Origin of the sequence: Bradyrhizobium sp. AZCC 2289, assembly GCF_036924615.1 — a bacterium.
Classification (GTDB): domain Bacteria; phylum Pseudomonadota; class Alphaproteobacteria; order Rhizobiales; family Xanthobacteraceae; genus Bradyrhizobium.
In genome coordinates this window covers 1,959,655-1,985,770 of sequence record NZ_JAZHRY010000001.1, presented here as the reverse complement: position 1 = coordinate 1,985,770, position 26,116 = coordinate 1,959,655, and the positions used below count along the sequence as shown (strand labels likewise).

Annotated in this window: 23 protein-coding genes and 1 pseudogene; 14 read left to right on the top strand and 10 right to left on the bottom strand. The window is 61.9% G+C overall.

What is annotated here, in order from left to right; translation table 11 throughout:
• The first annotated feature begins 29 nt into the window (after positions 1-29).
• The 3 genes from V1289_RS09750 (at position 30) to V1289_RS09740 (ending at position 3,231) form a co-directional block, all read left to right on the top strand.
• Positions 30-1,061, top strand: a complete 1,032-nt coding sequence (locus V1289_RS09750; RefSeq protein WP_334396744.1) for a hypothetical protein — start codon at positions 30-32, stop codon at positions 1,059-1,061.
• A gap of 666 nt (positions 1,062-1,727) precedes the next feature.
• Entirely contained in the window at positions 1,728-2,102 is a 375-nt protein-coding gene (locus V1289_RS09745) for a DUF4011 domain-containing protein (RefSeq protein WP_334396743.1), read from the top strand.
• Between the two features lie 67 nt (positions 2,103-2,169).
• Positions 2,170-3,231 (top strand): Wadjet anti-phage system protein JetA family protein, encoded by a 1,062-nt coding sequence (locus V1289_RS09740; protein ID WP_334396742.1) that lies wholly within the window; start codon positions 2,170-2,172, stop codon positions 3,229-3,231.
• On the opposite strand, the gene V1289_RS09735 is transcribed toward V1289_RS09740, so the two are convergent.
• A protein-coding gene (locus tag V1289_RS09735) for an IS3 family transposase (RefSeq protein ID WP_334396741.1) occupies positions 3,200-4,332 on the bottom strand; the annotation gives its coding sequence in 2 pieces (ribosomal slippage) (positions 3,200-4,077 and positions 4,077-4,332; 1,134 coding nt in all). The two genes, V1289_RS09740 and V1289_RS09735, sit on opposite strands and share 32 nt — an antisense overlap.
• Between V1289_RS09735 and V1289_RS09730 the strand changes: the two genes are divergently transcribed.
• From V1289_RS09730 to V1289_RS09715, 4 genes are read left to right on the top strand one after another with little or no spacing between them, the layout of a single operon-like run.
• Entirely contained in the window at positions 4,306-4,863 is a 558-nt protein-coding gene (locus V1289_RS09730; protein WP_334396740.1) for a Wadjet anti-phage system protein JetA family protein, read from the top strand. The genes V1289_RS09735 and V1289_RS09730 overlap by 27 nt on opposite strands.
• Positions 4,853-5,494, top strand: a complete 642-nt coding sequence (locus V1289_RS09725) for a DUF4194 domain-containing protein (protein WP_334396739.1) — start codon at positions 4,853-4,855, stop codon at positions 5,492-5,494. Before V1289_RS09730 ends, V1289_RS09725 begins: the two co-directional genes overlap by 11 nt.
• The gene (locus V1289_RS09720) at positions 5,491-8,991 is read left to right on the top strand and encodes an SbcC/MukB-like Walker B domain-containing protein (RefSeq protein ID WP_334396738.1); all 3,501 of its coding nucleotides are present in this window, start codon (positions 5,491-5,493) and stop codon (positions 8,989-8,991) included. The genes V1289_RS09725 and V1289_RS09720 overlap by 4 nt, the downstream gene beginning before the upstream one ends.
• Before the next feature lie 11 nt (positions 8,992-9,002).
• Complete coding sequence (locus V1289_RS09715; RefSeq protein ID WP_334396737.1) at positions 9,003-10,175, top strand: Wadjet anti-phage system protein JetD domain-containing protein; 1,173 nt, start codon at positions 9,003-9,005, stop codon at positions 10,173-10,175.
• Positions 10,176-10,221: 46 nt separating this feature from the next.
• On the opposite strand, the gene V1289_RS09710 is transcribed toward V1289_RS09715, so the two are convergent.
• Entirely contained in the window at positions 10,222-11,055 is an 834-nt protein-coding gene (locus V1289_RS09710; RefSeq protein ID WP_334396736.1) for an ImmA/IrrE family metallo-endopeptidase, read from the bottom strand.
• A gap of 2 nt (positions 11,056-11,057) precedes the next feature.
• On the bottom strand, positions 11,058-11,375 hold the full coding sequence (locus V1289_RS09705; protein WP_334396735.1) for a helix-turn-helix domain-containing protein: 318 nt from the start codon (positions 11,373-11,375) through the stop codon (positions 11,058-11,060).
• A 152-nt stretch (positions 11,376-11,527) separates the two neighbouring features.
• On the opposite strand from V1289_RS09705, the gene V1289_RS09700 reads away from it, so the two are divergent.
• From V1289_RS09700 to V1289_RS09680, 5 genes are read left to right on the top strand one after another with little or no spacing between them, the layout of a single operon-like run.
• Complete coding sequence (locus tag V1289_RS09700; RefSeq protein ID WP_334396734.1) at positions 11,528-12,640, top strand: adenylate/guanylate cyclase domain-containing protein; 1,113 nt, start codon at positions 11,528-11,530, stop codon at positions 12,638-12,640.
• 12 nt (positions 12,641-12,652) lie between these two features.
• Entirely contained in the window at positions 12,653-14,119 is a 1,467-nt protein-coding gene (locus V1289_RS09695; protein ID WP_334396733.1) for an adenylate/guanylate cyclase domain-containing protein, read from the top strand.
• Between the two features lie 15 nt (positions 14,120-14,134).
• Positions 14,135-14,908 carry an E2 domain-containing protein gene (locus V1289_RS09690; RefSeq protein WP_334396732.1) on the top strand — a complete coding sequence of 258 codons (774 nt, stop codon included), beginning with the start codon at positions 14,135-14,137 and terminating at the stop codon, positions 14,906-14,908.
• Between the two features lie 59 nt (positions 14,909-14,967).
• Positions 14,968-16,446 (top strand): hypothetical protein, encoded by a 1,479-nt coding sequence (locus V1289_RS09685; RefSeq protein ID WP_334396731.1) that lies wholly within the window; start codon positions 14,968-14,970, stop codon positions 16,444-16,446.
• 16 nt (positions 16,447-16,462) lie between these two features.
• On the top strand, positions 16,463-17,698 hold the full coding sequence (locus tag V1289_RS09680) for a DUF2235 domain-containing protein (protein WP_334396730.1): 1,236 nt from the start codon (positions 16,463-16,465) through the stop codon (positions 17,696-17,698).
• 606 nt (positions 17,699-18,304) lie between these two features.
• Here the strand turns inward: V1289_RS09680 and V1289_RS09675 are convergent.
• The 7 genes from V1289_RS09675 to V1289_RS09645 form a co-directional block, all read right to left on the bottom strand.
• On the bottom strand, positions 18,305-19,579 hold the full coding sequence (locus tag V1289_RS09675; protein ID WP_334396729.1) for a DUF2130 domain-containing protein: 1,275 nt from the start codon (positions 19,577-19,579) through the stop codon (positions 18,305-18,307).
• Positions 19,580-19,740: 161 nt separating this feature from the next.
• Complete coding sequence (locus V1289_RS09670; protein ID WP_334396728.1) at positions 19,741-21,210, bottom strand: AAA family ATPase; 1,470 nt, start codon at positions 21,208-21,210, stop codon at positions 19,741-19,743.
• Positions 21,211-21,310: 100 nt separating this feature from the next.
• A complete protein-coding gene (locus V1289_RS09665; protein WP_334396727.1) occupies positions 21,311-21,712 on the bottom strand; it encodes a DUF6634 family protein in 402 nt (133 codons plus the stop codon).
• A 64-nt stretch (positions 21,713-21,776) separates the two neighbouring features.
• The gene (locus V1289_RS09660; protein ID WP_334396726.1) at positions 21,777-22,544 is read right to left on the bottom strand and encodes a metallophosphoesterase family protein; all 768 of its coding nucleotides are present in this window, start codon (positions 22,542-22,544) and stop codon (positions 21,777-21,779) included.
• Entirely contained in the window at positions 22,541-23,161 is a 621-nt protein-coding gene (locus V1289_RS09655) for a hypothetical protein (protein ID WP_334396725.1), read from the bottom strand. Before V1289_RS09655 ends, V1289_RS09660 begins: the two co-directional genes overlap by 4 nt.
• A gap of 11 nt (positions 23,162-23,172) precedes the next feature.
• Positions 23,173-24,105 (bottom strand): hypothetical protein, encoded by a 933-nt coding sequence (locus tag V1289_RS09650; RefSeq protein WP_334396724.1) that lies wholly within the window; start codon positions 24,103-24,105, stop codon positions 23,173-23,175.
• A 245-nt stretch (positions 24,106-24,350) separates the two neighbouring features.
• Positions 24,351-24,641, bottom strand: coding sequence for a hypothetical protein (locus tag V1289_RS09645; protein ID WP_334396723.1), 291 nt, complete (start codon positions 24,639-24,641; stop codon positions 24,351-24,353).
• A gap of 618 nt (positions 24,642-25,259) precedes the next feature.
• On the opposite strand from V1289_RS09645, the gene V1289_RS09635 reads away from it, so the two are divergent.
• Positions 25,260-25,844 (top strand): glutathione S-transferase family protein, encoded by a 585-nt coding sequence (locus V1289_RS09635; protein WP_334396722.1) that lies wholly within the window; start codon positions 25,260-25,262, stop codon positions 25,842-25,844.
• Positions 25,845-25,847: 3 nt separating this feature from the next.
• A pseudogene (locus V1289_RS09630) lies at positions 25,848-26,063 on the top strand (DUF2130 domain-containing protein); the annotation flags it as partial.
• Between the last annotated feature and the right edge of the window lie 53 nt (positions 26,064-26,116).

Below are 26,116 nucleotides of genomic sequence, written 5' to 3'. Positions count from 1 at the left end.
AAACGCATCAACCAACGTGGGTGTTGAGCATGTTCCCGACAGCAGAGACGAGCCTCGATACCATTGCAGTCTATGAGCACGACGCTATCAAGTTCGTTGGTCAGTACGCCCGCGAGTGCGAACCGGATGCCTGCGATATCCCCGGCGAGCAGTTAGTCGTGTTGGCGGTACGCTGGTTTCTGAACACTCACGATCGCTGGTCGGAAGCCTATGTTCGTCGCCTTGCGAACGCCCTGCAGCAGCGGCTGGCACGGTTTGTGGCGATGGAGTTAATCGATGATAGCCCCGACCCAGAGAAATCTCTGCTCTGGGCTTTGAAAAACAAGCGGCCTAGGTCGACGGACAAGACAGCCAAGGCCGATAAAAAGAGCAAGGAAGTGGTCCATAAAAAGAGAGTTGCCGCCAAGAAAAAGAAACGGAAAAAATATCGCAAATCGATCCGGGTGCAGGAGCTGCGTGCGCTCATCAATTATTTTCGCGACAAGGCTGACGGCTTTTCTCTCTGGACCGCGGGATATCTCCTGATCGCCTCGCGCATCGGCTGGCGGCCCGGCGAAATCGTGGCGTTGCGGCGTGAGGGATATCTTCTGCGGGCCCAGGCGGAAAAACACAGCAACGGCCGCGGCCTCGCCGGTACCTGCGAAGTGGATATCAGCGCCTATCCCGAATGGGTCGTTGCTCGCATCGACCAGTGGATTGCTGACATCGGGAAATGGGGGGAGCGGTACGAGGGATTGTGGAATTTGCGGGTGGTTATGAATGCTCGCCTTGCGACGGCATGCAAGTCCCTTGGCATTCGGCGCGTCTCGACATACACGCTTCGGCACTTCGCCATTTCGTGCATGAAGCGGAGCGGGTTTTCCAGATCGGAAATAGCGGTGCTCGTGAACCACGCGACAAATAGGACTGCCAGTGAAAAATATGGTAAGGCCCGCAGCGGAATAAAGAGGGCGAAAAAAATGCTGCGCTTCCAAGGAACGCGACTGGACCTCGTTCGCGATGAGGCTCGTCCCTATCGCGCCAAGGTCGAAGCCCCGCCCACGTATGCCGCGCCACCGTAGTATTTGTGGACGGGACTGACTCCTCTCGGCGATTCCTTCTACAAGCAATTCAAGCCGATCCTCGAAGCCGCTGGTGCGGCCGAGACCGGGTCTTGGCTCACATGCCGCGCGTCATCTGTTCGGAGCGCAATTGAAGAAGGAACTGGTGGCTGTGGAGGATGGCGCCGATCTGCTCGACCACGGAGGCGACACGAGACGAGCGAGCGGTGCTGCGAGGCGTATGCGATCGCCACGTTGCCCCAGGAAATCAATTTCATTCCTTGGGTAACGGAGAAGCAGGTGGCGCCGTTTTCGTACCCCCCGCGCTCAAAACGGCGAAAGGCTTCCCCTCAGCGCAGCGAATGGAAAACCCGGTTTACAACCGCTGAAGACGGAAGTCGGACTCCCTTCCGGGTCGGCTACCATTCGCATTTTTGGCGGCGACCGGCGGCGGCAAGTGCGCGAACGAGGCGCCCCTACCCGGAACCCAGCGCATTTCGGGGACTTAGCCCAGAAGCCAACCGACGAGTGAAGAAACATGTGGCTAGTCGGCCGAAAAAGACTGGCCGGCTCATTTGGGGCGATCAGCCTGAGATCAGGCCAGCTTGACCGCGTGTCAGCCAGTCCTACAATCCTCGGTTTAGGGCGGGGGCCATATTGGCGGGAACATCGATACGAGACAGGCTTTTGGCGGACCGGCGAGCTCTCCTCGATCTGGGTACGCGCAACAGGCTGATAAACATTCCCTTGCGGACAAAGAACATCCGCGCGATTGAGATCGTGGATTGCAAGTCGGTAGAGGTTTTCGACCTTCTAGGTCAAGCGAAGCGCTGTACCTTCGTCCCCACCGAGGGAGACAAATCCACCTCGGTGGCTGACGTATCGATGGGGACGACGACGGCAATATCGACGCGCAGGCGGCAATTCCTCACCATGATGTCCCCAGATGTCATCGCAGACATTAAACAGGCCGGGATCGAAGATTACCGGGCAGCTTGGGATGTCCTGGAGGAGGCGGCGCGGGACTGGCTGAAGCGGAGGAAAACCAGGAGAACCTCCTGAAACTCCTCCGTTTATTCTTGCGGTTGAGCAATTGGAGCGGTTCAATCAATTCCTGAAGGGCCAATAGATGAAGCTGTTTGGTTATCTTCCGGAGTCCCTATTCCAGCCTCTCGCAGGGCCAAAGAAGCACGTCTATGCCCGTCTCCTGATGCGCCTCTACGAGAAGGTGTACTCGGCCCGAATTCTGGAGACACCGCTCAGGGAAGAAGTCGTAAGGCAGATCGAGATCGGGCTTTCCGAATCCGGGATCGGATCGACGGACGAACTGTCGGAGGAGGGCGCCGAAGATCAGGGCACGAGCCAGGCCCACTATCTCGCCTACTATCGTCTGCGCGACACCGGCTGGCTGACGGAAGAAACGGAGAAATGGCGCGTCTACGTCGACATGAATCCCGACGCGTTCATGGTGCTGGGCGCAATCACCGACTTCGGGAACAGCCGCGTGCGTGTCGCCGGCGCCGTGGTCGACGTAAAGAACAATCTGGAGGCCGCGTTCCGAGAGCCCGAGACCATGGCACAAGGTCTCGCCAACGCACATGAAACGGCGGCGCGTTTCGCCCGTAGCATGCGACGCATCCTGGCCGGTATGCGCGAGATCGAAGACAGGATCCTCGGCAATCCGAACGCCGCATCCATCCTCCGGACGTTCTTTCAGGACTTTGTCGATGGATTGCTAATTGCCGATTACAAGCAACTGAAGACGTCGAACAACCCTTATCGCCATCGACGCACCATCACCTCCTTGGCCGCGGACATGCTCAGCGATACGGATCGGATCGGGAAGATCGCCCGCGCCTATGTTGATCAGGGCGTCGTCGCCGGCGGGGGTACGGTCGCATCGGCCGAAGAACGCGTCATCACAGAACTGGAGAAGATCAGGAGCGTCTTCGAGGACGTCGGACCCTTCATGGACAAGATCGAGGATTTCCGGGATCGCCTCGAACGTCGCATCCGCACGACCGTCCACTACATGGACGTCATGGGGGAAGGGTCTGCGGAGCGGATCGCCAGACTGATCGAAGGCCTCTCCGCGCTCAGAGCCGGTCGCGGTTGTCTGAACAAAAATTCCGCGTCGATAAGTGGAGCCTCTGCCGAGGTTAGGCCGCCGCGCGGAGCGGCGGAAGGTTGAAGTAAGCTTGATCCGGGGTCATGTCGTCAAGACTCGAATGAGGACGTCGGCCGTTGTAAAAGTCGAGATACCGGCCGATCGAATGTCGCGCCTCGCCGACGGATTCGTAGGCTCGCAGATAGACCTCCTCGTATTTGACGCTACGCCACAGCCGTTCGACGAACACGTTGTCCCGCCAGGCCCCTTTGCCATCCATGCTGATGGCGATGCCGTGGCTGGCAAGCAGACTGGTGAACGCCGCGCCCGTGAACTGCGAACCCTGGTCGGTGTTGAAGATTTCCGGCCTGCCATGACGAGCGAGAGCACCCTCCAACGCCTCGACGCAGAAGGCCGCCTCCATCGTGATCGACAGCCGCCACGACAGAACACGACGTGTCGCCCAGTCCAGCACCACGGCGAGATAAACGAAGCCGTGCGCCATCGGAATGTACGTGATGTCCATGGCCCAGACCTGGTTCGGCCGCCTGATCTCGATGCCGCGCAGCAGATACGGATAGATCTTGTGGCCGGGCTCGGGCTTGGTGGTGCGCGGACGGCGATACAGCGCCTCGATCCCCATCCGCCGCATGAGCGTCTTCACATGCCGGCGGCCGATCTTGCACCCCTGCAAAGCCAGCAGGCCTCGCAACATACGCGAACCGGCGAAGGGATACTCCAGGTGCAGCCGATCGAGACGCTGCATGATCTCGAGGTCGGCTGAAGAGACTGGACGCGGCAGATAGTACACGCTGCCGCGGCTGACCTTCAAAATCTCTGCCTGCTTGGTGATCGGTAGATCGTGTTCACGATCGATCATCGCTTTGCGCTCAGCCATCCCGCCTTGGTGAGCGCGCCTTCTAAAAAATCGTTCTCCAGCGTCAGCTCTCCGATCTTGGCGTGCAGCGACTTCACATCGACCGCTGGCGTGGCCGGTGTCCCGCCTCCCGGTCCGAAAATCTCGGAAGCGCTTGCCTCAAGCTGCGATTTCCATGTCGTTATCTGGTTGGGATGGACGTCGAAATGCTCCGCCAGTTGGGCGATGGTTCGGTCGCCCTTGACGGCGGCCAGAGCCACCTTCGCCTTGAAGGCCGCTGAGTGGTTCCGCCGGGGTCGTCTGCTCATGGTCTCTCCTGTTCACGGCGATTATCGCCGCTGTCAGGCAGAAATTCCACTTATCGTCCTGTCCAAATTTCCGCGACCGGCTCTCTCGACGACGATGAGGTCGAGATCCGCCTCCGGTCCCCGGACGTCGGACTCCCCATCACCTCGCTCGCGCTGTACACCCCGCCGCCCCCGAGAGCGCCGCCTGAGCGTACGCGCTTCAAGGTGCCGAAGCAGGACCCGTATCTGCGAGCCTACGTCCAGGCCACGACCGAGTTCGACCGCATGGTCCGCGTCACGGACCAGAAGCTGCTGGAATTCGTCCGTCGGCAGATGCAGGGGCGGAACCGGGCGTCTTCCGGAGAGATCGATATCGAAAGTATCCCGGACTTCTTCGCCTACCGCGCGTTGCCGAACCTTGCTGCGATCGGCCGGTCCGTGCGGCTGGGCGAATTCACGATCGCGCTTGATGAGGGACGCACCGCCAACGACTGGATCGACGTGACCGCCTTCCGGATCGAGCGAACGAGGACCGCCGCCGATGCTGCGTGATCTTTCAAAACTCATCGACGACGAAGACTCCGAAGGCGGTGACGGCGATCAGCTGCAGAAGGAGTTGCGCCAGGCGGCGCAGCAGCTCTGGCGCGCCCAGTTCATCTACGAGAACGACTGGGGCATGAAGACCTCCTACGAGATACTGCGGCGGCACATGGGCTATTTTGAAAACCTGTTCGACGCACTCGGCTATCGCGTCGTTGGCAGACCCGTCGACGGCTACGTCGGCCTGGTGGCGAGCGAACTTCCTCCACGTCAGAGCATGAAACTCGATGAAAGCCTGCTCCTGCTGGTGCTGCGCCTTCACTACGAAGAGGCCTTCACTCGGTTCGAGGCGAAGGAGTTCGGCGAGGTGGAGGTCGAGAGCGAGCAGATTTTGCAGATTTACGAAGACCGGACGCACCGAGAGCGGCCCAACTTCGGGCGGGTGAAGGAAATCCTCGCCGGCTTCCGGCAGCGCGGTCTGGTCCGGATCGTGGAGCAGGACGACAAAAACTTCGCGCTGTTCCTGCGACCGGCGCTTCCGATCGTGGTCTCGAAGGACACACTCGGTTCTCTCGAGGAGTTCGTCTCGCGCTCCACCACGGCCACGGCTGAGCCCCACGGCCAGAGCGAGGTCCAGACGTGATCGAGCTCCGTCGCATCATCGTGATCGACTGGTATCTGTTCCGGGCGCAGCAGGTCGACATGCGCGGCATGACCGCCATCATCGGGCCGAACGGCGCCGGAAAGTCGGCGATCATCGACGCCGTCCAGACGGTCCTCACCGGCGCGAGCATGGCCAGCATCCGGTTCAATCCGAGCGCTCAAAGCAACGTCAGAAGCAAACGCACGCTGCGCGACTACTGTCTCGGCGTCGTCTCCCTGGACGAAAAAGGCGAGCGGTCGGAGCCCACCCGTCAGAATGCATACACCTACATCGTCCTGGTTTTCGAGGATCTGGATGACGGCTCGGCGGTGAGTTTGGGCGTGGCCTTTTCGGCATCCGCCTCGAGGAGTGATGAGTCCTGCGAGGCCCGTTTCATCGCTAAGGGAGCGCTGACAAAGGACGATCTCCTCGCCTCGGTCGGCGATGACGAAGTCGAGACGCTGCAGTGGCATGCGGTACGCACCTCGTTGCGCGCCCGGGACATCGAGGTCGACGACGCATTCTCGAGCGCGACCGACTTCGTCGCGGAGTCCCTCCGAGCGCTGTCGCCGGCGGGATTTCCACTCGATCCCCGACGTTTCCAGAAGGCATTCCGGAACGCACTGCTGCTCAAGCCGGTAGACAACCCCACGGAGTTCGTTCGGAACTACGTCCTCGATGTCCAGCCGATCCAGGTCGACCGGCTCCGGCGCAGTATCGAGCATTGGCGTTTCCTGACGTCTCGCATCGAGGAATTGAAGGCCCAGAGCGCCAGCCTCACCGGGATCCTCCGGATAGTCGCTCGAGCCATCGACAACGAGCGGATCATCGCGGTCACCAATTGGCAGATCGCCCGCCTCGAATGGGAAGGTTTCAGCCGCGAGGCCCGGCATCAGGAGGATAGCCTGATGCAGCTGCGGAGCGCGGCGACCAAGGCAGAGATCGAAGCGACCGTAGCCGCGACCCGGCATGCGACCCTAGAGACGGAGCACAAGACGGTCGAGCTTTCGATCAAGACTAGCGACGGCGAACAACTTGCGCTGATGTACGAGTCCGACAAAAACCTGACGCTGGGCCAGCGCTCGAACGCCATGTCTCCGGTCAAGGAAATCGAAGGGCTCATCGCCTCGATCAGAACGGCGGTCGAGCGCAACCTACTGGTACGCCGCGACGACGTTCTGCACGCTCTTCTCAGCGCGGTCGTCGTCGCGCGAGGAAGAGCGCCGCTTTGGGACTGGGACAAGACACTGCCCGAGGACTGGCGGGAGGCGGCCTCCCATCTCGACGCCGCGCTGGACGCCGTCGATCAGCAGCGGCTCGAGGACATCCGCAAAACCTTTTCGGACGCGCATTTCCATGCTCGCGTCGCGACCAAGAACCTTCAAGACCGCATCGATCTGATCGACAGCAACTTGAAGCGGATGGAGCAGGGGCTCAGCCCGATCGAAGGGGGCACCAGGGACCTCATAAGACAGCTCGCTTCGCACGGCATCGAAGCAACGCCGCTATGCGAAGTGGTTGAGATCAGGGACGACAAATGGCGGATGGCGGCCGAGGCCGTTCTCGGCCGCTCCCGAGAAGCCTTGATCGTGGAGCCCGCAAGGGCGGTACAGGCCCTGGAGATCTTCCGTGAAGGCGGAGAATACTCCTTCAAAGATGCCGAGGTCATCAACACGACCAAGACGGACAGCACGCGGCCGGCCGAAAAGGGCTCTCTGGCGCAGATCATCAGCACCGAAAACCGTTACGCCCGAGCTTTCCTCAACTATCGCATCGGCCACCTCATGTTGGTCGAGACCATGGACAAGATGGTCGCCGCCGAGAACGCCATCACCCCCGATCTGGTAATGCAAGGTGGCCGGACGGTCCGGAGACTGCAAAAGCCCCGCTACCTGAAGCTCGGCCGCGCCACGCAAGACCAGATGCGCCAACAGCTTCAGGCCGAGCGACAGGAACTCCTGCAGCAGCTGGCTGAAAGAGCGCGGGACGTCGGACGGTCGGAAGAAGAAGCCCGCCTCTTCGAAGGCATGTTTGCGCAATTCCAGGCGATACGCGGCGCCAGCCTGACCTGCCTCGACAGCGGCGCCGCCATGGCCGCCTTCGATCGAAAGCTCGGCGAAATCCAAAAGAACATCGAGGACGCCAGACGCAATCGCGATCCCAAGCTCTTGGCGGATTTGGAACGCTTGAAAGCCGCTGTCTCGACCGCCGCAGGCATCAAATCCTCGACGCAGCGGGCGTTGACCGAAGCGCAGGGCGCGCGGGACCGGGCCGAAGGCGCGTATGAAAGCTACATGTTGAAGAACCGCGACGTCCTGTCGTCGACCCGGCGCTACCGCGCCCGGCAGGTTAGGGAAGGTTTCCCTCAATCGACGACTATGCACGATTATCAATCGGAGATTGGAGGGATCGTCACCGACACGATTCCGAACCTCATCGCGGGCTACACTGCAGACCGCGATCGGCGCTCGACCGACCGTCGCTCTAGCCTCATGCGTGAAATGACCAATACGCTGAACAAGCATAACCAGGACTTCCACGTCAGCCCGCCGTTCACGGCCGAAGAGGCGACCCCCGCCGCCGTCGAACAATGGGCCACGTCCGAAAAGCAGCGGCTCGATGCGCACGAACTGGTCCAGTACGAAGAGCAATGCCGGAACGCAGCAAGCGAAATGACCTCGGCGTTCCGCGACGACCTCCTTCACCGGCTGGACGACGCCTTCACCGGCATCAAAGCGACTTTGAATGAGCTCAACCGCCACCTGAAGGACCGGCAGTTCCACGGGCGGGACTACTACTGGTTCAAGGCGATGGAAGCACCGACTCACGCCGACATGATCGACCTGGTCAACGAGTCCCGCCGTCCCGACTTCAACCTGCCGCTTTTCGGGGACCGCAGCGAGGACGCCAATACCCCGATAATGCGCGCCGTTCGCCAGATCGAAGAGATCCTTTCAAACCCGGAGGCCCGGACCGAGGAGGTCGAAGATCCTCGGAAATACTTCAACTTCGAACTCTACATCCAGGACGAAAACGGCAAGATCCGGTCGTCGCTGTCGAGCCGAGCAGGGACGGGCTCCGGAGGCGAGGGGCAGCTTCCGTTCTACATCGCCATCGGAGCTTCGCTGGCCGCGACGTACCAGAATCGGCGAACCGGCCAGACTGGCCTGTCCCTTGCGATCTTCGACGAAGCGTTCAACCGCCTGGACACGAAGGCGATCGGCGCCTGCTCGGATTTCATGCGTGATCTGGGGCTTCAGGTCGTGCTGGCCACCCCCGATGAAAAGCGCCACGTTTTCATGGAGGTCGTCGATACCGTGGTGAACGTCAATCGCCTCGGTAACCAGGTGATGATCGACACCGAACTCCTCACCGCGAAGGCCCGGGACGAACTCGTCGCTGCCGATCCTTACCGCAAGGGCTTCGACGTATTCAAAGCAGAGGCCGTCGCCGCCGAGAATACCGCAGCGACTCCACAAGACCAGGCAGCTGAATGACGGACGTCCGCATGACCGAGGCCGGCGTCGAGTTCCTCGAACGTCTGCTGGAACGAAGCGAGCGGAATCCGGATCGGTCCCGCCCGGCGTCCGCCACTCCGCAGTACGACAACCTTTCTACGGCGCAACAGGTCGGCCGCTTCCACGATCTCATGGTGGCGGCGGAGAGATTCGGCGCCGTCGAGGTGCAGCGGGGCCGGAGAGACCGCGGCCACCTAATCGAGCGCGTGCGTGTCCGAGATCCCGATCTGCTCGCCCGCCACCTGGGTCGTCCGACCGCGGCCGCGACCGCGCAGCGCGCCCGGGAAGAACTGCTCCCAGTAGCTGGAACGGGAGAGCCATGGGTGGCCAGCCTGCTGGACGAGATGACCGGCCGTTGGATGAAGGGCGAGCCAGCCTACCGGCTGACCGCCGCCCAGACCGAAGCCGCCAAGGAGTTCTTCACGCTATTGGCCTCCATTTCGCGGCAGGAAGCCCGAGGGCTCGACGCACGCACGTTCTCCTTCCGGGCGACGAACGACACAAAGGCCTTCGATCGCCACGCCTCCCGGCTCGCTGCCGTTGTTGGTCTCCAAATCGGTCAGCCTGGCGCTGCGGGCGATGTCGTCTGGACCCACATCGGGTTGGAGCGATTCAGCCACCCCGTTCACCTCAAGGGACCGGTTGTCGTGGAAGGGCCAACCGGTCTTCTTGTGGACGGCGCCGCCAAGCCGTTCGCATCCATACACCCTGAGATGCTGCCTTCGCTGAGGATTAGTCGTCCGCCAGCGTATGTACTCACCGTCGAGAACTACGCGAGCTTCAATCGACAGGTCCGAGAGATAGAAAGCGACGGCCTGATCGTTTACCTCGGTGGATTTCCGGCTGCTGGCGTCATCGCACTGCTTGATCGCGTGCTCAGGGGAATCCCGAGCGCCGTTCCCTTCCTCCACTGGGGCGACATCGATAGCGGAGGATTGCGTATATTCAGACTTCTCGAAGAGGTTTTACCCCGGAGACCGACGCCGCATTTGATGACGCAGCAATTGGCGGAAAGTGCCGGACAGCCAACCGAACCAGATCCAAGCCTAGTCTCCGTCGCACGATCCGACAGCGCGGTCGCGGCGTTGGCTCAATGGCTTGCGTTTGATAAGGTGCCAATGACTTTGGAGCAGGAAGCGCTCGATCCGGTGCTCCCACGATAGTCGAACCTACCGCTTCATGAAGCGTTCGTAGGTGTCCTCGAGACCCTTACCCTCGTCCCAAGCCTTCGGTTCGGCTCCTCCCAGGTGCAGCAGGGTGTAGGCCGTGTCGTACTTCTCGCTTCTGAACGAAAGTTCTCGAGCGCGCTCGTTGAACCACACTCCCGTCGGGTGATCGACGCCGGCGCGGACATCCGGTGAACTGCTCCTGTGCGACGGCGGATGCAGCCGGCAAAGGGACGGGACCGCGGCTGGTGCGGATGAACGCACCACTGATCAGCGCTGGTTTGCTCGACCATGACCATTTGACAAAGCCGTCAACTGAAGTGACAAGCAGCGCCCTTCGTTCGGTGTACCGCAGCCATCTTAGAATGGCGGCCACAAGGGAGACTTCGTACCGATCGGCGCAGTTTCCCAGCACGTCGAAGTCAGGCTTGTCCTGCGGCGACACCTGCTTCCTGAAATCGTCCAGAGGCATCAGTAGCCAAGAGGCGAATTCGTTGGCCTCGCGCTCGACCTCGATCTTTGTCCGCCCGTCGACGTCAGCCTCGCTCGAGTGGATTCCGTCCGGGTACTTCTTCCTGTGGAGGAGATAGTGCCCGAATTCATGCGCGACCGTGAACCTCCTCCGCCCCGACGATTGTCCGCCTCCGTAGACGATACCCCATCTGGTTCGCGACTCGGCGGGCACGAGCGCACCGGCGAAGCCATCCAGGTCTTCTTCCTTCACCGCCACGATGGGATCGCCGGGAAAAAGCGATCTCGACGTCTCCATCGCGAGTTCGCCGATGTCGAACTTGTAGCGATTGGGTGGGTTGGCGATATTCAGCAATTGATTGAAGTGGTTTGCCCACCGCTGGACACCCCAGCCCTCAAAATCCATGGCTACTTGTCCAGCGCCTTCGCCAACCGGCGCAGCTGAGCGCGGGCCTCCGGCGACATAGCCTCATATTCCCGAAAGAATGCTTTGTCCTCGGCTGCCTCCAAATTCTCCGTCGGATCCCCTCCCAGAAGGTAGTCGACGGTAACATTCAGGGCCTTCGCCACCCCAGCGAGCTTCTCGCCGGAGGGACGGGGAACTTCCTTATTTTCCAGCTCCCAAAGGTACGATTTGCTCAGGCCAGCTTGTTCGGCAAGCTGATCTAAAGTAAATTTCTCCTTTTTTCTCAGTGACTTGATGCGGTCTCGAATGCTTTCGGCCACGTGCTGACCCCTCGGTACGTGTGTTCGGAGTAGCAGCATAGACTCTCCTTGACTTCCGGCAAGCAGTTTTATAAGTTCGTAGTAGCGATACATAACATAGCGCGGAAGCAAATCTGAGGATTTGAGCTTTATGCGCCATTTGGGGCTGAGATATGGGCTGTGCCCAAGACATCGACCGGCAGCTCGACCGGTTCCTCCTGGCGCATTGCCCCGATCCGGCATTGATCCGCTGCGCCATCGCGCGTTCTCAGCTCGTCACGGTCGCCGATTTCCTGCCGGATGAAATCATCTGCAGTCGCGGGGATCGTGTTACCGGCTGCTGGCTGGTCTTGAGCGGCCAGATCGAAATCAGAGCCGATCAGCAGACCGTCGCGTTCAGAGGTGCCGGCGAGATGGTGGGCGAGCAAGGGCTGCTCCACGTCTTGGCCGGGAAGACCGGCACGCGAACCGCAGACATCAAGGCGTGCGGCTCGGTCCGTTTGTGGTGCATCGATGCCTCATTTCAACAAGACCTGACCGACGCGGAAAAGGTCGTCTGGATCCAGACGCTGGCCGACATCGTGAACTTGAAGCTGGAGCAAGCCACGCATGGTCGTTCCGAGCTTAGGAGCTCTGCCGCCGAACACGAACTGCTCCTCCGGCGCTTCTCGGACGGTGATGCGCTTGGCATTGTGAAGATGGCTGCCGTCGGCCAGGCGGGCCCGATTCAGAATCGCAAGGCCGTCGTCTACTTCAGCGACCTCGCCAACTTCAGTGTTTGGGCCGCGGACAAGCAGCCCGTCGACGTCGCCCGTCATCTGCGCAACCTCGCGACGATTCAAATCGATTTGATCCGGAAGGCGCATGGCCAAATCGATAAGCTGATGGGCGACGGCGTGATGGCCTATTGGTTCATCGATACCCCCGAACGCGAAATGATCGAGCCGCCGGCGGTGGTCGATTGCGCCCGGAAGATCGCCGAAGAGAGCATGCGCTACATCGAAGACCAGCGGCTCGACCTTGGAATCCGGATCGGCCTTCACGCCGGCGATGTCTCGTTCGGCGACTTCGGCGCGGAGAACAGGATCGCGGTCACGATCCTTGGAGCGACGGTGAACCTCGCCGCCCGCTACGAACAGGCGAAATCGCCCGACCTCGGGCAAATCCGCATCAGCCCCCATTTGCGGGATCTCATCGTGCGATCCGGCATCGACTCCGACGCCTTCCGGGGACCAACGAAGGTGCAAGTGAAGCACGGCGTCGAGTTCGACGTCTTTTCCATCTGAAGGAGCCGCCCGATGTCTTGGAATGCAGACCGCGCCCAAACCAGAATCCGCGAGTACCTGAAAACGGTGCCTGAAGTCGATCGCCACGTGGCCCTCGACAGCGCCACCATGGCCAAGCGCGGGCTGTTGAGCCGCATGCCGCTGAGCGAGGCGTTCGTGGTCGAAGGCGCCCATGTCTACGGACAGCTTTTGGATTTCGAAGATTTGGTCGCTGAACGGGGCCAAGAGACCGAGGCGGCGCACCGCCGGCTTTTGGGTTTCTTGCACATGCACTACCGCGTGTGGGATTCGATCGTCGACGGCGACGATGGCGATCGCGTTGATTACCACGGTGCTCGGCTGCACGCCGTCATCGCATCCCCGGTGGGCGACCCGGCCGCTCAGATCGAGCGGGCCGTGGCGCTTGCCCGCAAGCTCACGGAGGCTGCTCAAAGGGTCGGCCAGGCCCATGGGTTCCCGTCGCGCATTCGTTTCGGCATCGATCATGGAAAGTGCCTTGCCATGACCACCGGCCGCGGTGCCCATGAGAAGGACACGCTCTTCCTGGGGCGGCCGGCAAACCACGCTGCAAAGCTGGTGGCCGCGGGAGCCGAGCAGGGCATCTTCCTGACCGAAACGGCTCAGAAGCGCGTGGCGGCGGGAGCCGTGCGCAAGTCCGCGGGCGTCATGACGCTCGATGAGGCATTCGTCCAGGGGGCGGTGAGGAAGTACGGCTTCGACAGCCTCGATCGGACGGCTTCGGCGGTCGCTCTCGACTCCGCCGAGCCAATGTTCCGCTTCAAGCGCCCCGCGCTGCCGTTGTCTACGGTCAAGTTCAGCGAGCTCTCGCCGGCGAATTCACTCCGCATGGGCATGGCCTCGATCTTCGCGGACATCGACGGGTTCACCAATTTCGTCGACCAGGCGATCCACGGCGGATCCGACAAGATCCGCGAGGCGGTCAAGATTGTTCACGTCATCCGGGAGGAGCTCAACGCCGTGCTCAAGGACGATTTTGGCGGCAAGCGCGTGCGCTTCATCGGTGACTGCATCCACGGCTGCGTGGCAGAAGGCGAACGCGCCGATGACGCAGCAAAAAGCGTGCGGCAGGCGGCCTTGTGTGCCGCCGCGATGCGATCGTCCTTTGATCTCTGCCTGAAAATCGTCGGATCGAAAGCCGCCATCGATCTCGCGGTCGGGATCGAGTATGGCCAGACGCCCGTGACGCGCCTGGGCCAGCGCGGCCAAGAGAGCGTGCGCTGTGCGGCAAGCCATGCAACGGTTGGAGCCGAGAGGGTACAACAGCAAATCGAGGGCGGCGGCGTCCGTCTCGGGCCCGCTGCTGCTGCCGTTGCTGACTTCTCCGTGCGCAAGAATTTCGGGGCTGGTCGCTTGATGACCTACGACTCGGCGGCAGACCTTCTCGGGGCGGTTTCATCGCCCGTTGTGCAGGTGGTGCGCGACCAGCCGGCCGCTCGCTCTCACGCCAGCAGCCTGTAGTCCGAGAACACCAGTATGGCTTCTCCGCGGCCGCCCATAGAAAGCATCATGAGGGCCGCTCCGGACTGGGCGGAAGTGACGTTTATCCACGTCAACGAAATCAACGTCGATGCCCTAGCCGTTCGCGCGAGCGGAAACTTGTCGCGCCTCTATAGGTTGGCGGTGGCGTTTGATGGCAGGGAAGTGCTTGCCCGAGAAAGAGTTGGTGCGAAGTTGTTGCCTGACTTCTGCCCGGAAAGGCACATCAACGCAGGCGGCTCGTTTTGCCTCGGACTGAACGCAGGCACGGGGATTGGCGATGTTACCGCGCCCGTATGGTGGGTGAAACTAAAGTCATTCCTGTTGTGTCAGGATACGGCCAGTGAAACTGGGGTCTGGCCAGACTACGCTCAGATGTCCCACGGCGACGCCGGCGAAATCGAAGCTAAGGCAGAGCAGATCGCGGAATCAATTGGTCGATTGGGCGACCTCCATCGTGCGGTCAGGTCGGATGAGGGGCCCATTGCGGCCTGCTTGGACAAGGTCAGAACGACTGGGCAACTCCGGAATGGTCGCAGCGCTTGCCTGTGCGGTCGGAAGGATGGAAACGGACGGTCGCTACTTCGGCGTGAATGCCACAAGCTGGGTTGTCCGATCGAGTTGGAGTTCGCACGCCGGCAGGAGACAAGGCGTTTCTGGGAGGCAGCGCGAGGCCAGCCGTGCTGTCGTTCGATGAAAAATTGCCCGTTGGCTGACCGCGCAGCACTTTTCCCCGACAAACGACCATCATTGAACACGGTTGACTTGTAATGTCGCGACAACCATGGGTAATTCTGAGCCCTTTTTCCAAAATTGCTAAGGGATCGTCTATGGTCAGATCGCTGATTGTCGCAGCGTGCGTCGTCGGAATGTCAGCCTTGGCATTTCTGCCGTCGGCGAAGTCCGCCGAACAAAACAATCCGTCTCAGATCGATGGAAAGCAGACGCCGGCGCCTGCCCAACCCCCTGCGGATGCGCGATCCACTCCCCCCACTCCAACGCCGGCCCTTCCGGGGAGAACTGGCGAGGCCGTAGCGGCCCGAAGTAACGATCCTCAGAAACAGTGCGTCAAAGCAGGGGAGTTTGCGGTCGAACTGAAATCCGGCCGAAACCCGGTAGGCGGCACGATCGTGTTCGCAACGAATTTTCTGCCGACAAACCAACGCGTGGACGTCGGCGTGCGAGCGCCATTCGTGGATGGCGTGAGGTATTTCGCGGGCATCGACTACGGGGACGGTGAAACCTATCTATTAAAAAGACAAGACGTGGTGACACGTCGGGCCGCGGAGTCTGACCTGCTCGTCAAGAAGCACCTGCTGGAGCCCGATCAGTCGATCGTCACCTTGAACATGGGTGACGACTTCGCCTGGCTTTGGAACCGGGTCGATCTCTATCTGTACACCTGCAACAGCCCCGTCGGCGAATCTCCAGGGCGTGTTTCCGTCACGACCGTCCGCCTGAGTCCCTATTGGCTGAGCATCGGGATCACCGTCGGCGAGGTGTTCCTCCTCTACGTCTGGATAGCGTTCGCGCTCCGCAAGCAAGACCACACTTTGGCGTCCTTCGTGCGCGCCCTGAACCCGGCTCGGGTCACTGCAGGCCCGGACGGGAAAGGAAGTCTGTCCACCTTCCAGACCCTTTCGTTTTCCTTGGTTGTCGTCGCACTGATTTCCCTGCTGCTTCTGCAGACAGGAATGCTCACGGACATCTCTGGAACAATCCTGACACTGCTCGGGATCAGCGGGATCGGCGCCACGGTCGCCAAGGGCGCCGATGCCCAACGCAATAACCTGTCCGCCGAGAACAGGGCGTGGCTTCTGCGTCGAGGCTGGATTCCGATGGCCAAGGCGACCGTCGATCCGTCGAACGCCTCGTGGCGCGACTTCTTCACCACGGACGGGGTCTTCGACGTCTACCGTTATCAGAGCTTCATCTTTGCACTGGTCGTGATCGGAGCTTTGATCGCAGCAGGCGTGACGCAACTTTCCACTTTCGTCATTCCGGACACCATCCTCGGCATCGTCGGCCTCAGCCAGGTCGTCTACATCGGTGGGAAGCTCGTGACGCCGACGAACATGTCCGACCTGAACGCCGCCATCGCCGGGCTGCGGACGGAAGAAAGCAAGTTCAAGGATGCTGCAACGAGCGCCAAACAGGGGCCAGTGGCAAGTTTGGCGGACGCCATCAATTCCGCGGGCCAAGGCGCGTACAGCGCGTACAGGGAAAAAGCGAAGGATGTTGCGGTGATCTTCACAGCGGAGACCGGCATCGTCGTTGGAGACGCCTCTCTCGATCCTGCTTTGGCTTAGGCACAAGGAGCACGAAGTGACCAAGAACATCCTCATCTTCGCCGACGGCACGGGTAACGAAGGCGGCTTGCTGCCCGACGAGAGCCGCACGAACGTCTACAAATTGTACCGTGCGACGCGGACCGGGCCAGAATCGATCATTGATCCCAGCAAGCAACTGGCTTTTTACGTACCCGGCATCGGAACGCCTACGCCCAGACACAACAGCTTTCTCGACCGAACAAAGGAGTCTGTCCGGCAGATGTTTGGGGTGGGCCTTACCGAGAAGATCATGGACTGCTATGTCGCGATCATCGGCGTCTGGGAGCCTGGCGACCGCATCTACTTGTTCGGCTTCAGCCGCGGAGCCTACACGGCCAGGTGTCTTTCCCACGTACTCGAAGTGTGTGGCATCCCGACAAAGCAGCCGGGCCTCGAAACCCTGAGCCTCGATCCGAAATCGCTACGGCGGATCGCGAAGGAAGCGGTGGCCTGCCTCTACAAGCTGGGCATGCCGATCACCGACGAGAAAACGCTGGCGGAGAGAGAGGCGAAGTTTCGTGCGGACTACGGCTCCCAGATCGGCCGGGCGGCAGGAGCTTCCGCCTATTTCATCGGAATCTGGGATGCTGTCGCGGCGATCGGAGTGCAGCGCTTCTTCCCCGATTGGGCGTACGACCGACACTTTTCGCCCGATGTGCAATATGCGCGACACCTCCAGTCGATCGACGAGGGCCGAAAGGACTTCAAACGCGTGGCGTGGGGAGGTCGAGGAACAGTCATGTGGCCGGACAGGAAGGACGAGCCCGAACAGTTCGATCAGATCTGGTTTGCCGGCAATCACGCCGACATCGGGGGAAGTTACCCCGAAAACGAATCCCGGCTGTCCGACATTACCCTGAAGTGGATGGTCGACTTCATCAGCAAAAAGATCCCCGAGCAAACCCGCGTTATCGTCGACGAAGGCCTGCTGAAGCTCTATCCGTCCAGCGACGGGATGATGCACGACGAGTGCATGGTCGGCGTGGGCGGCACTTCCCTCAATTGGGATCGGGCCGTTCGCGACGTCCCCGACACCGCTCAGCTTCACGAGACCGTCTACGAGCGTCTCGCCATGAAGTCGGTGCGAAACTACACGAGCTTCGGACCCTACAGGCCGGCTGCGCTGGAAAACCACTTGAAAGCGAAAAAATTCTTCGAAACCGACCGAGGCGCGGCTGCGGTCATGCCTCCGCCAACAGCGTCGGTATCACCGGGGCCCGAGACGCCGTAGAAAGCCCGCGATCGCTTCGCACCACACGGATCGTGTCCCTGGCCGGCAGAGGCTCTAATGCGGTCGGACGTGCCGGGCCTGCCAGGTCGGGACCGCTCCCAGCGCGATCACCCTTGCCGCTGGTTGTCGGGCTGCCAGCGTCGCGGGGAAATCGTGTCAGCTGAAGTCGACGAAAGCGAGTTTCAGAACGCTAAGAAGTCCAAAAAACCGCCTCGAAATTTTTTCGTGCGTCAAATTCAGCAAATCGAAATTTGGACGAAATTCTTTCGGAAGATCAAGGCAATGGGATAATCGAGTCATTCTTAAAGGTGCGGATCGAGTCGTTCTTAAAGTGAAATCGAGTCGTTCTTTCGTAGTCCGCACAAAGTTAGCCGCAAAAATTGCGGAATTGGTGGTCCCATCAGACATAAGCCCGCAACCAGGCCGTTATCAACGGATGATACTAACCATTGGACTACGAGTACAAACATTCATCACATACAAACGGAGTTGTCGCACCAACTGATAAGAAAATTACACAAAGCGTATCAGTTTAGCCGCACTTTTTGTCTCTTGCTTCATAACGAGCGGTTGCGGACGGTGGGTTCGGCGCAATGGGCAAGGGTCCTACTCCGCTGCCTCGCCCTTAACTTCGATCATCAGCACGTCCAGGCTTTCGATCTCCTGCATGGCGCGACCGGCGATGCCCTGGAGATCCCCATAAAGTCCGGCGGTGGAATCGAGCACGCCCCTGAGCTGCTCCTCGCGCTTGGCCCACAGCCGCATCATGGTCTTGCGTTCGCGATCGAGGTCGGCCTGCATGTCGGTGAACTTTTCGACGATGGCGTCGATGCGGTGGCGGAAGCGGGGGCCGGTCAGGTAGGCATAGACCATCTCCATCTTGGTCTGCTGGCCTTCCTGCGCCTGGCGGCTGGCGGCGACGTCGATCAGCGACTGCCGAAGTGCGATGGCGAGCGGGATCGCGAACCTGGGCTCCGTGACCCAGACGTTATCAACGAGGTCGAAGGTCTCAATTCCCTTGGGAAGCGCAGTCGAAACGATCAGCGCGATCTCCGCTTTGGCGGCGCGTTGATCATCGCGTAGTTTCGCGAGCCAGCCGTCGTTCCAATTCCGCGTGCGCTTGGACTCCCAAAGGATGGTGCCACAGGCCTGACCGCCGGGGCCAAGCACGCGGTGCACCACATCGCCGCCGAACTCGCCCTTGGCCACCGGCTCGACCAGGTCACGCGGGAAGCGGCTGCGGAGCAGGGATTCAAGTTCGATCTCGAGCGCTTCGCCCTGCAGCTGCTGCGAGCCCTGGTCGGCCCGGCGGCGCAGTTCCTCGATCTGGCGCTGCATGCCGGCGATCTGGGTCTCCTTTTCGGTGACCTTGGCCTTGAGTGCGTCCTCCGCCTCGAGCCTGGCCTTGTCGCGGACGGCAGCGAGATTCTCCTGGACCTTCTTCTCCACCGTGAGGTCCATCTCGCGCTTGGCTTCCTCAAGCTCCCGTTCCTTGCGCAACATCTGGGCCTGGACCTGCTGGGCTTCGGCGAGCTTCGCGTTGTTGGTGGCGAGCATCTGCCGCAGGTCCGCAAGCTGCCGGTCGCGCTGGCCGAGATCGTCAGCGAGCGCAAGACGCGCCTTTTTTGCCTCGGCTTCGGCGATGGCAGTGCGCTCGGACCGCAGCTTGGCCGCGACCTGTTCGTCGATCGCTTCGCGCGCCTTGGCGAGGTCGTCCTGCGTTTGCCTGAGCTGGGCCTCACGACGGCTGAAATCGGCCTCCTTGGCCGCAAGCTGCGCCTCGAACTGCTTGCGGGTCTCGGCGACCAAGGGCGCCGCAAGCGATTCGTTGAGCTTGATCTCGGTGTGGCAGTTCGGGCAGGTGATCTGAGGGTCGGTCACGGTGTCGGTCCTTTGGTGATTGCGCGGGATTGTATCGGGATTTCCGCCGTGGCTCGGGCCGAGTCGGGGCGTTATCCCCGGCAATCGCGCCGGTCGTGGCAATGGCGACACCCTGTACTGTGCTGTCTGTTTCGGCTTCTCGGCGGGGTCGTGCTTCATGGTCAGTTCCTCGTGGCGCGGAGGTCGCGTTCGCGCAGGATGGCTTCGACGATCCGGCGCAGGCGGCGCACTGAGCCGCCACGCCAGTGCCGCGCGACCGCGGCATGTTCGGCACCATCGAGAGGTAGCACCCAGCTTTCGTCGAGGCCGCGTTCTCGGGCGAGGTCGGCGATCACCGCCGGCAAGAGGCTGTCGCGATCTTCAGCGGCTGGCTTTCTAAAGGTGGCGACACGAAATCGGTCGCGGATCGGACTCGGCAGAGGATCAAGACTGTTGGCTGTTGCCACGAACGAGACGTGCGATAAGTCGAGGTTCGTCTGCAGCGCGGGATCCGGATAGCGCGCACTAGTTTCGGGTTCGAGGAAACCGAGTAGACAATCCCATAGCCGTCCATAGTCGGTGCGGGTCGCGGCCTTCTCGATCTCGTCTATGAGGACGAGCGGATTGGCGATTTTGCCTTGGGCAACAGCGAGAAAGGGATGGCAGGGTTCGGCCGAATACCAACGCCGGTCGGTTCCCCCGAATGTGGCGCCGTCGGCACGGGACGCGTCTTCGCGCCAGACGCTCAGACCGAGGATCTCTCCGAGCCGCCGAGCAAATCGGCTCTTGCCGCCGCCGGGGTCGCCGACCAAAAGCAGCGGCCGCAGCAGGATCGTGGTGCGCCCAACGAGGTCGGCAAGTGCGAAATCGATGACGTCGATGGCATAAGGGAATTCATAGATCAGTGTGCTGCGCACCTCGTGCAACGGCGGCACCTCGACCAGCGGCAGAGCAGTGTTGATGATGCTCTTCAGCGGACCGATGATGTCCTTGAGCTTGACGTTTTTCATCTCCTCAGGGCTCAGGCGAGCGACCACCAGATGATGTTCGGGCACGGCTTCCGCGGCAGCATCTGAAGCCTGCTCCGAGCGCTCGGCCGCTTTTTGATCGTCCTCCTTCTTCCTCCGACGCTCTTCCTCCGCCTTGACTTTCCGCCGGGCGGCAACGGCGGCCGCGGTGACGCGATGTTCCGCCATGCGATTACCGAGGAAGGCCGCGTTTTGCGCCGAAGTTGCCCTCGGCAACAGGTCGGTGCAGGCCGGCAGCGCCGCCCAGCCGAAGGCGAAGCGCTCGAGATCGCAGCAGAGCTCCTCCTCGGCATGCCTGGAGGTTGTCTGGAAAGCCTGGATCAGCGCCTTGCCGACCCTCCGGTGGTCCTCGAAGTAGGTCCGCTCGCGCGGCGTCGGCAGGCACAGAAGCCGCACGCAGTCGGCAAGGCTGCGCAAGTTCGGCTCGTTCCGAGTGACGGCGCGGTGGTCGAGCTCGGCCGCGAGCACAAGTCCGGCATCGACGCCAAGCGCCGCGGCCCAGGCCGCATTGTGGGGGAGCTGCGGACACAGCTCGTCGATCTCTGCGATCAGCCGCTGCTCGACGTGGTCGGCGCTGTCGGTGACGAGCATGGCGTAGCGCAGGAGCCGGGGTAGGTTCTTCAAACGCTCATCCCAGTCTGACGAATCGGCTGCCGCTCCGGTCGAGACGGCGTCGTCTGCGCCGGCGCCGGCAGATCAATGTCGTCGCCATCGTCTGTCGTGCTCATGACTCTTCCTCCGAGCCGTCGCCGCCGACAGCGCTGGAGGTCGCCATCCGTCTCAGCACGCGGCGGAGACCATCGCGATCGAGCGGCGGACCGAGCTTGTAGAAGCGCGAGAGCGAGCGGGCCCATGCGCCATCGGGATCGGCGAACCACAGCGGCGTGGTGGCGGCCGCGCAATCGCCCAGCAGGGGATGGCCGGTGACGCGGCCGATCAGATGCACGCCTTGCGGGGTGATCGCCGGCACCCAGTCCGTAAGGAGCGGAGCCTTCTGCAGCACGACCGGCGGGACTGGGCGCCCGCGTTCGAGGCGGTCGCAGTCATCGGCCAGGGCGCGGAGCCGGCGGCTGAGGTCAGGCGTAACGTGGGCGGGATCGAGGAAAGGAAACAGGCGCGTCAGCATGGATGAGCACTCGAAAATGTTTGGGGAGTGGGGAAGGGGTGCCTGACAGTGTGAAGGGCGTCGCTCACTCGATCTCCACCGTGAAGGCGCCGTCGAAGTCCGGGTTTTCGGGCCCGTAGCCGTGGGGATTGCAGACGATCCGGGTCCCGCCGACGCGATAGTCGCAGGAGTTGTGAACGTGGCCATGTACCCACAGCGTCGGACGGAACGCTTCGATCGTTGCGGACATGTCAGACACGAAGGCCGCCGTTACCGGATCAGTCCGGTACTTCGGCAGGATCGAATTCCAGTGGACGGGGTGATGGGTGACGACCACCGTGGCGCCGTTGAATCCCGTGGAAAGCGTTGCGTCGAGGTACGTCTTCGAGCGGTGGTGCAGCAGCGCAGCTTCCTGCGGCCGGAATCTCAGCCACGGTTTCTTCTGCCAGCCGATCAAGCGGTGATCGTTCATGCCGGCCGCGCACGCGTTCATGGTCGCCATCTGGTTCGCGTCGCCGAAGATTCGGTAGTCGGTCCAAAGGGTCGCGCCGACGAAGCGAACCCCGTTGACCACGACCGTGGCGCACTCCAGGAGGTGGAGGTTAAAGCTGGGAGCCCGTGAACGAGCGCGCTCGAGCTCATCCGGAACGAAGCGGCGATAATATTCGTGGTTGCCGAGCACCATCAGGATCGGAATGGACATCGGAACGATCCGCCGCGAGTGCTCGAAGGCCTGCACCGGACCTTCGCAGGTGTCGCCGGCGACGATGACGGCGTCGATGCCGTCGACGATCGTAATTTTCTTGATCGGCATCACATCGAGATGCAGGTCCGAAAACACTTGAACCTTCATGCGCTCTCTCCGTCGCGGTGACGTTCCTGGAAGGCCGTGAGCAGCACGGCCTCGGCCTGGCTGAACTTGCGCGGATTGCTCGAGTAACGCAGTCCGCGCGTGTACCAGGACGCGGCCAACTCGGTGGCAAGCCCGTGATTGAGGTCGGTCAGACCGATGACCTGCGCCATGACCAGCGCAGCCGCCGCGTTCCGCGCGAGCGCGCAGCGGCAAAGCGCCGTCATCGCGATGTCGACGGTCAGCGTGGCCGTTTCAATCGGCATCAGGGAGAACGCGACGCCGATGGCCGCCGCCGCATCTCCCGCGAGCGCGGCCGCGAGATCGTCGCCACCATGGAGCACGCCGATCCGCTCCACCGTCGTGAGCAGGAGGATCTGCTCGGCGTCGCGAAACGCATCGGACGGCAGCGTTCGCCACCATTGCAGGGGCGAGACATTTTCGGCCTTGAACGGCCACGGACGATCCGGCGGCCTCTTGATCCGCCAGGCCGGGTTGTCGATGGACGCGTTCGCCGCGACCGATCCGCGATCGATCGCGAGCGGAGCGCTGTCAGCGCCGGCACGGCGGGGTTCCTTGTGCCGGAGCTTGCGCTCCGGCACCTTCGTGTCATCCGTCATGGTCGACATCCTTACGCCGCGATCAGGATCGGCCGCGGATAGCGCGGCGGCTGCCACTTGCTGGAGTCGACATGCGCGCCGGTGACGACCTTCGCCGCGATGGCCGCGGACGGGAAGCGGACGGCGACGCACAGACGCTGCCGGTCCTGCACGCCCGGGATCGCCACGAGCGCCTCGGCGTCCATCAGCTCGTCACGCCGCGTATCGACGATCTGCGGCGCGCTCGGGTTGACCGTGCTGCGGACCTCGGAGCCCGCCAGCACCACGAAGCCCTCGGGCGTCGGATAGCCCCTCGCCCAGAGATCGCCATAGACGAGCTCGAGCTCGCTGCCGACCGGCGGCGTGGCAACCACGCCGATCTGCATCGGGCCGGCGTCATCGAGCCCGACGGCGTCGGCCTCGACGACCGGGCGACGCTGGCTGGCGAAGTTGGAGCGCAGCACACGGCACCCGGCGTCGAACAGCAGGCGCTCGCCGTGCTCGACAAAGATATCGAGCGAGGCGCGGCGGTGGCTCGGCAGCTCCAGGACCTGCGGGTTGGCGCCCTTCATGATGTCGACCAGGCCGGCCTGCTCGGCGATCTTGGTGAGGCGGTACTGCAGATAAAGAGCCGCGGTGGTGTCGAACCAGGCGCCTTCGTACCCCGAGATCACGTACACCTCCCGCGCGAAGCTCTTGCTCTGGTCGCGGTAGTGGTCGGAGAGGCGGCGGCCGATGTTGCCGGTCTCGCCGATATAGGCCGTGCAGTGGTCGGCCAGGACGTAGCAGGCCGGCACGGCGGCCCGCGTCATCGACATGTCCTTGATCATCGCGGCCGGGAAGGCGGACACCGAGAGGCGGCCGACATCGTCGTGCACCTCACGCAAGCCCTCGATGCCGCCCATCGGACGGTGGACGTTGGTGCAGGCGGCCTGCACCGAGCTGTTGGCAGAAAAAAGCGTCATGGTGGTTCTCTCTTTCTCGTCAGTTGTGTTTGAGAGATCGAAAAGCCCGGCGCCGTCGAGCCTGAGCGCACACGGCGACCCCACCCCCAACAGAGGGCGGCGGGCATACCCGGCCGTCCCGACTTTCGCCCGTCGGCAACGGTCGACGCCGCGTTTGAGCGCCGTGACCTTGCCTGGAGAGCTGGACGGGAGACGAGCCGGTCCGTGCAACGCTTGCGTTGCCGACGTCGAGCTTCGCGATCCGGCTAGTCGATGGAGGAGGTGGGGGTGGAGGGGGAAATCCCGTCCGGGCACGGCGTCGCGTTGGCGGCGCCGCGATCCCGCAGCCGGCGCGCGCAGTCGACGGTCTTGCCGATGTACATGGCCGCGCTGTCCTTCAGGATGTAAGCCGCAGGCATGGACGACGCTTCGATCGCCGGCCGGGTCGGGAAGGGGATGGACGTGACGGGAATGGTCTCGGGGCTGCCGGACATGCCGGGGTGCTCAGAGAACGGGGACGGGAACGGCGAATCGCCGTTATACTGGCTCTTAGCCATGATCGACTCCTTTAAAGTCGGTTGTGGTCAGGCCGTTGTCGTGTGTTGCAAGCACCGGCAGCGGCCGCCTTCGCAGGGATTGCGATCGGCACGACTAATATGGGGTGGCTTGCTTTGGAATTGCAAGTTCCGCCCCCGCTCCGCCGAGCGACATGGTTAATTGGCGTTCACAAATGGCGCCCCGGGCAGTCGGCGTCGATGCGCGCCGCGGACGAGGCGGCCACGCCGCTTTAACCGCGCATCATGGTTCGCAGGCGCGCGCACTGAGATCTCGGCACCCGCGCCGTGCTGGCCGCCGATAGTGTCCCCTGAGCGTGGTGTAGCTGGCGGAGGCTCAGCCTCCGGTGCTGGCTTGGCGACGGTCCGGCCGGCGGGGCCGCGAGCAATGCGGCCGGCCCGATGCTGTCAGAGATAAGCGATCTAGCCGCCTTCGGCGGATTAGATTGACGTGATTTGGCCCACTTGCTCAACGAGATGCGCAAGGGAGGGGCGCTGGGTCGAACCGATTGCCGAAGTATTGCGTTTCGCTGGACACCAGCCCCTCGCGGAATTCCATGATGCTCACTGCATAAGAGGGGATGCCGTCGTAGGTAAGGATGAATTCGCGCCCACTGGGCAATGCACGAACTCGGACTGCAATACGAATGTCGTCCGATACTACCTCGCTCCGGCGAAACGAAGACTCCTGAGTATACGAAGTTGAATCCGCGTCAGAAGATCCCGCTGCTCCAGGATGGCTCATTCACCATTGGAGAAAGTGCGGCGATCGTAACGTATTTGTCGCGGACCTATTCGAAGCCGGACAGTTCGCTTGTCCCCGATGACCCCGCGGAGTTCGCCCGATGGCTCGAATGGTGCATTTTTATCGTGTCCGAACTGGATTCCACCAGTCTTTACGTTATGCGGCGTCACGGAACCAACCGGGGCCTGGCGCATATCTACGGCGCGGCACCCGGAGTTGTTGAAAAGGCCGGCGAGTATTTCAGACAGCAATTGCATCACGTCGAGGTGTCTCTGGAGGACGGACGGCGCTACCTGATGGGCGATCGGTTCACCAGCGCAGATATCCTTTTGACGACGTGTCTGGTCTGGGCAAACGAATACGGCGTGGGGATCTGCGACAACGCTATGCCATATCTGGAAAGGGTAACCTCCAGGCCGGCTTACCAAAAGAGCCGAGCCGTGAACGCCGCCGAACTCTAGTTTCTCGAAAAGTTCAACGACATGCGCGACGATCTCGATCGCGAGCGCAAGGTGATGACCAAGTTGTGGGCAAAGCGCGAAGAGCAGCTCGGAGGCGTCCTCGATTCCACGGCTGGCCTCTACGGCGATCTTCAGGGCGTTGCCGGTCGGGCGATGCAGGAAATTGAAAGCCTGGAGGTTCAACTGATCGATAGCAACGTTGCCGGTTCCACCAACTGACTCTCAAGCTTCGTAGCCTCGGCAGATCGTCTAGATCTGTCGTCGGCGCTCCC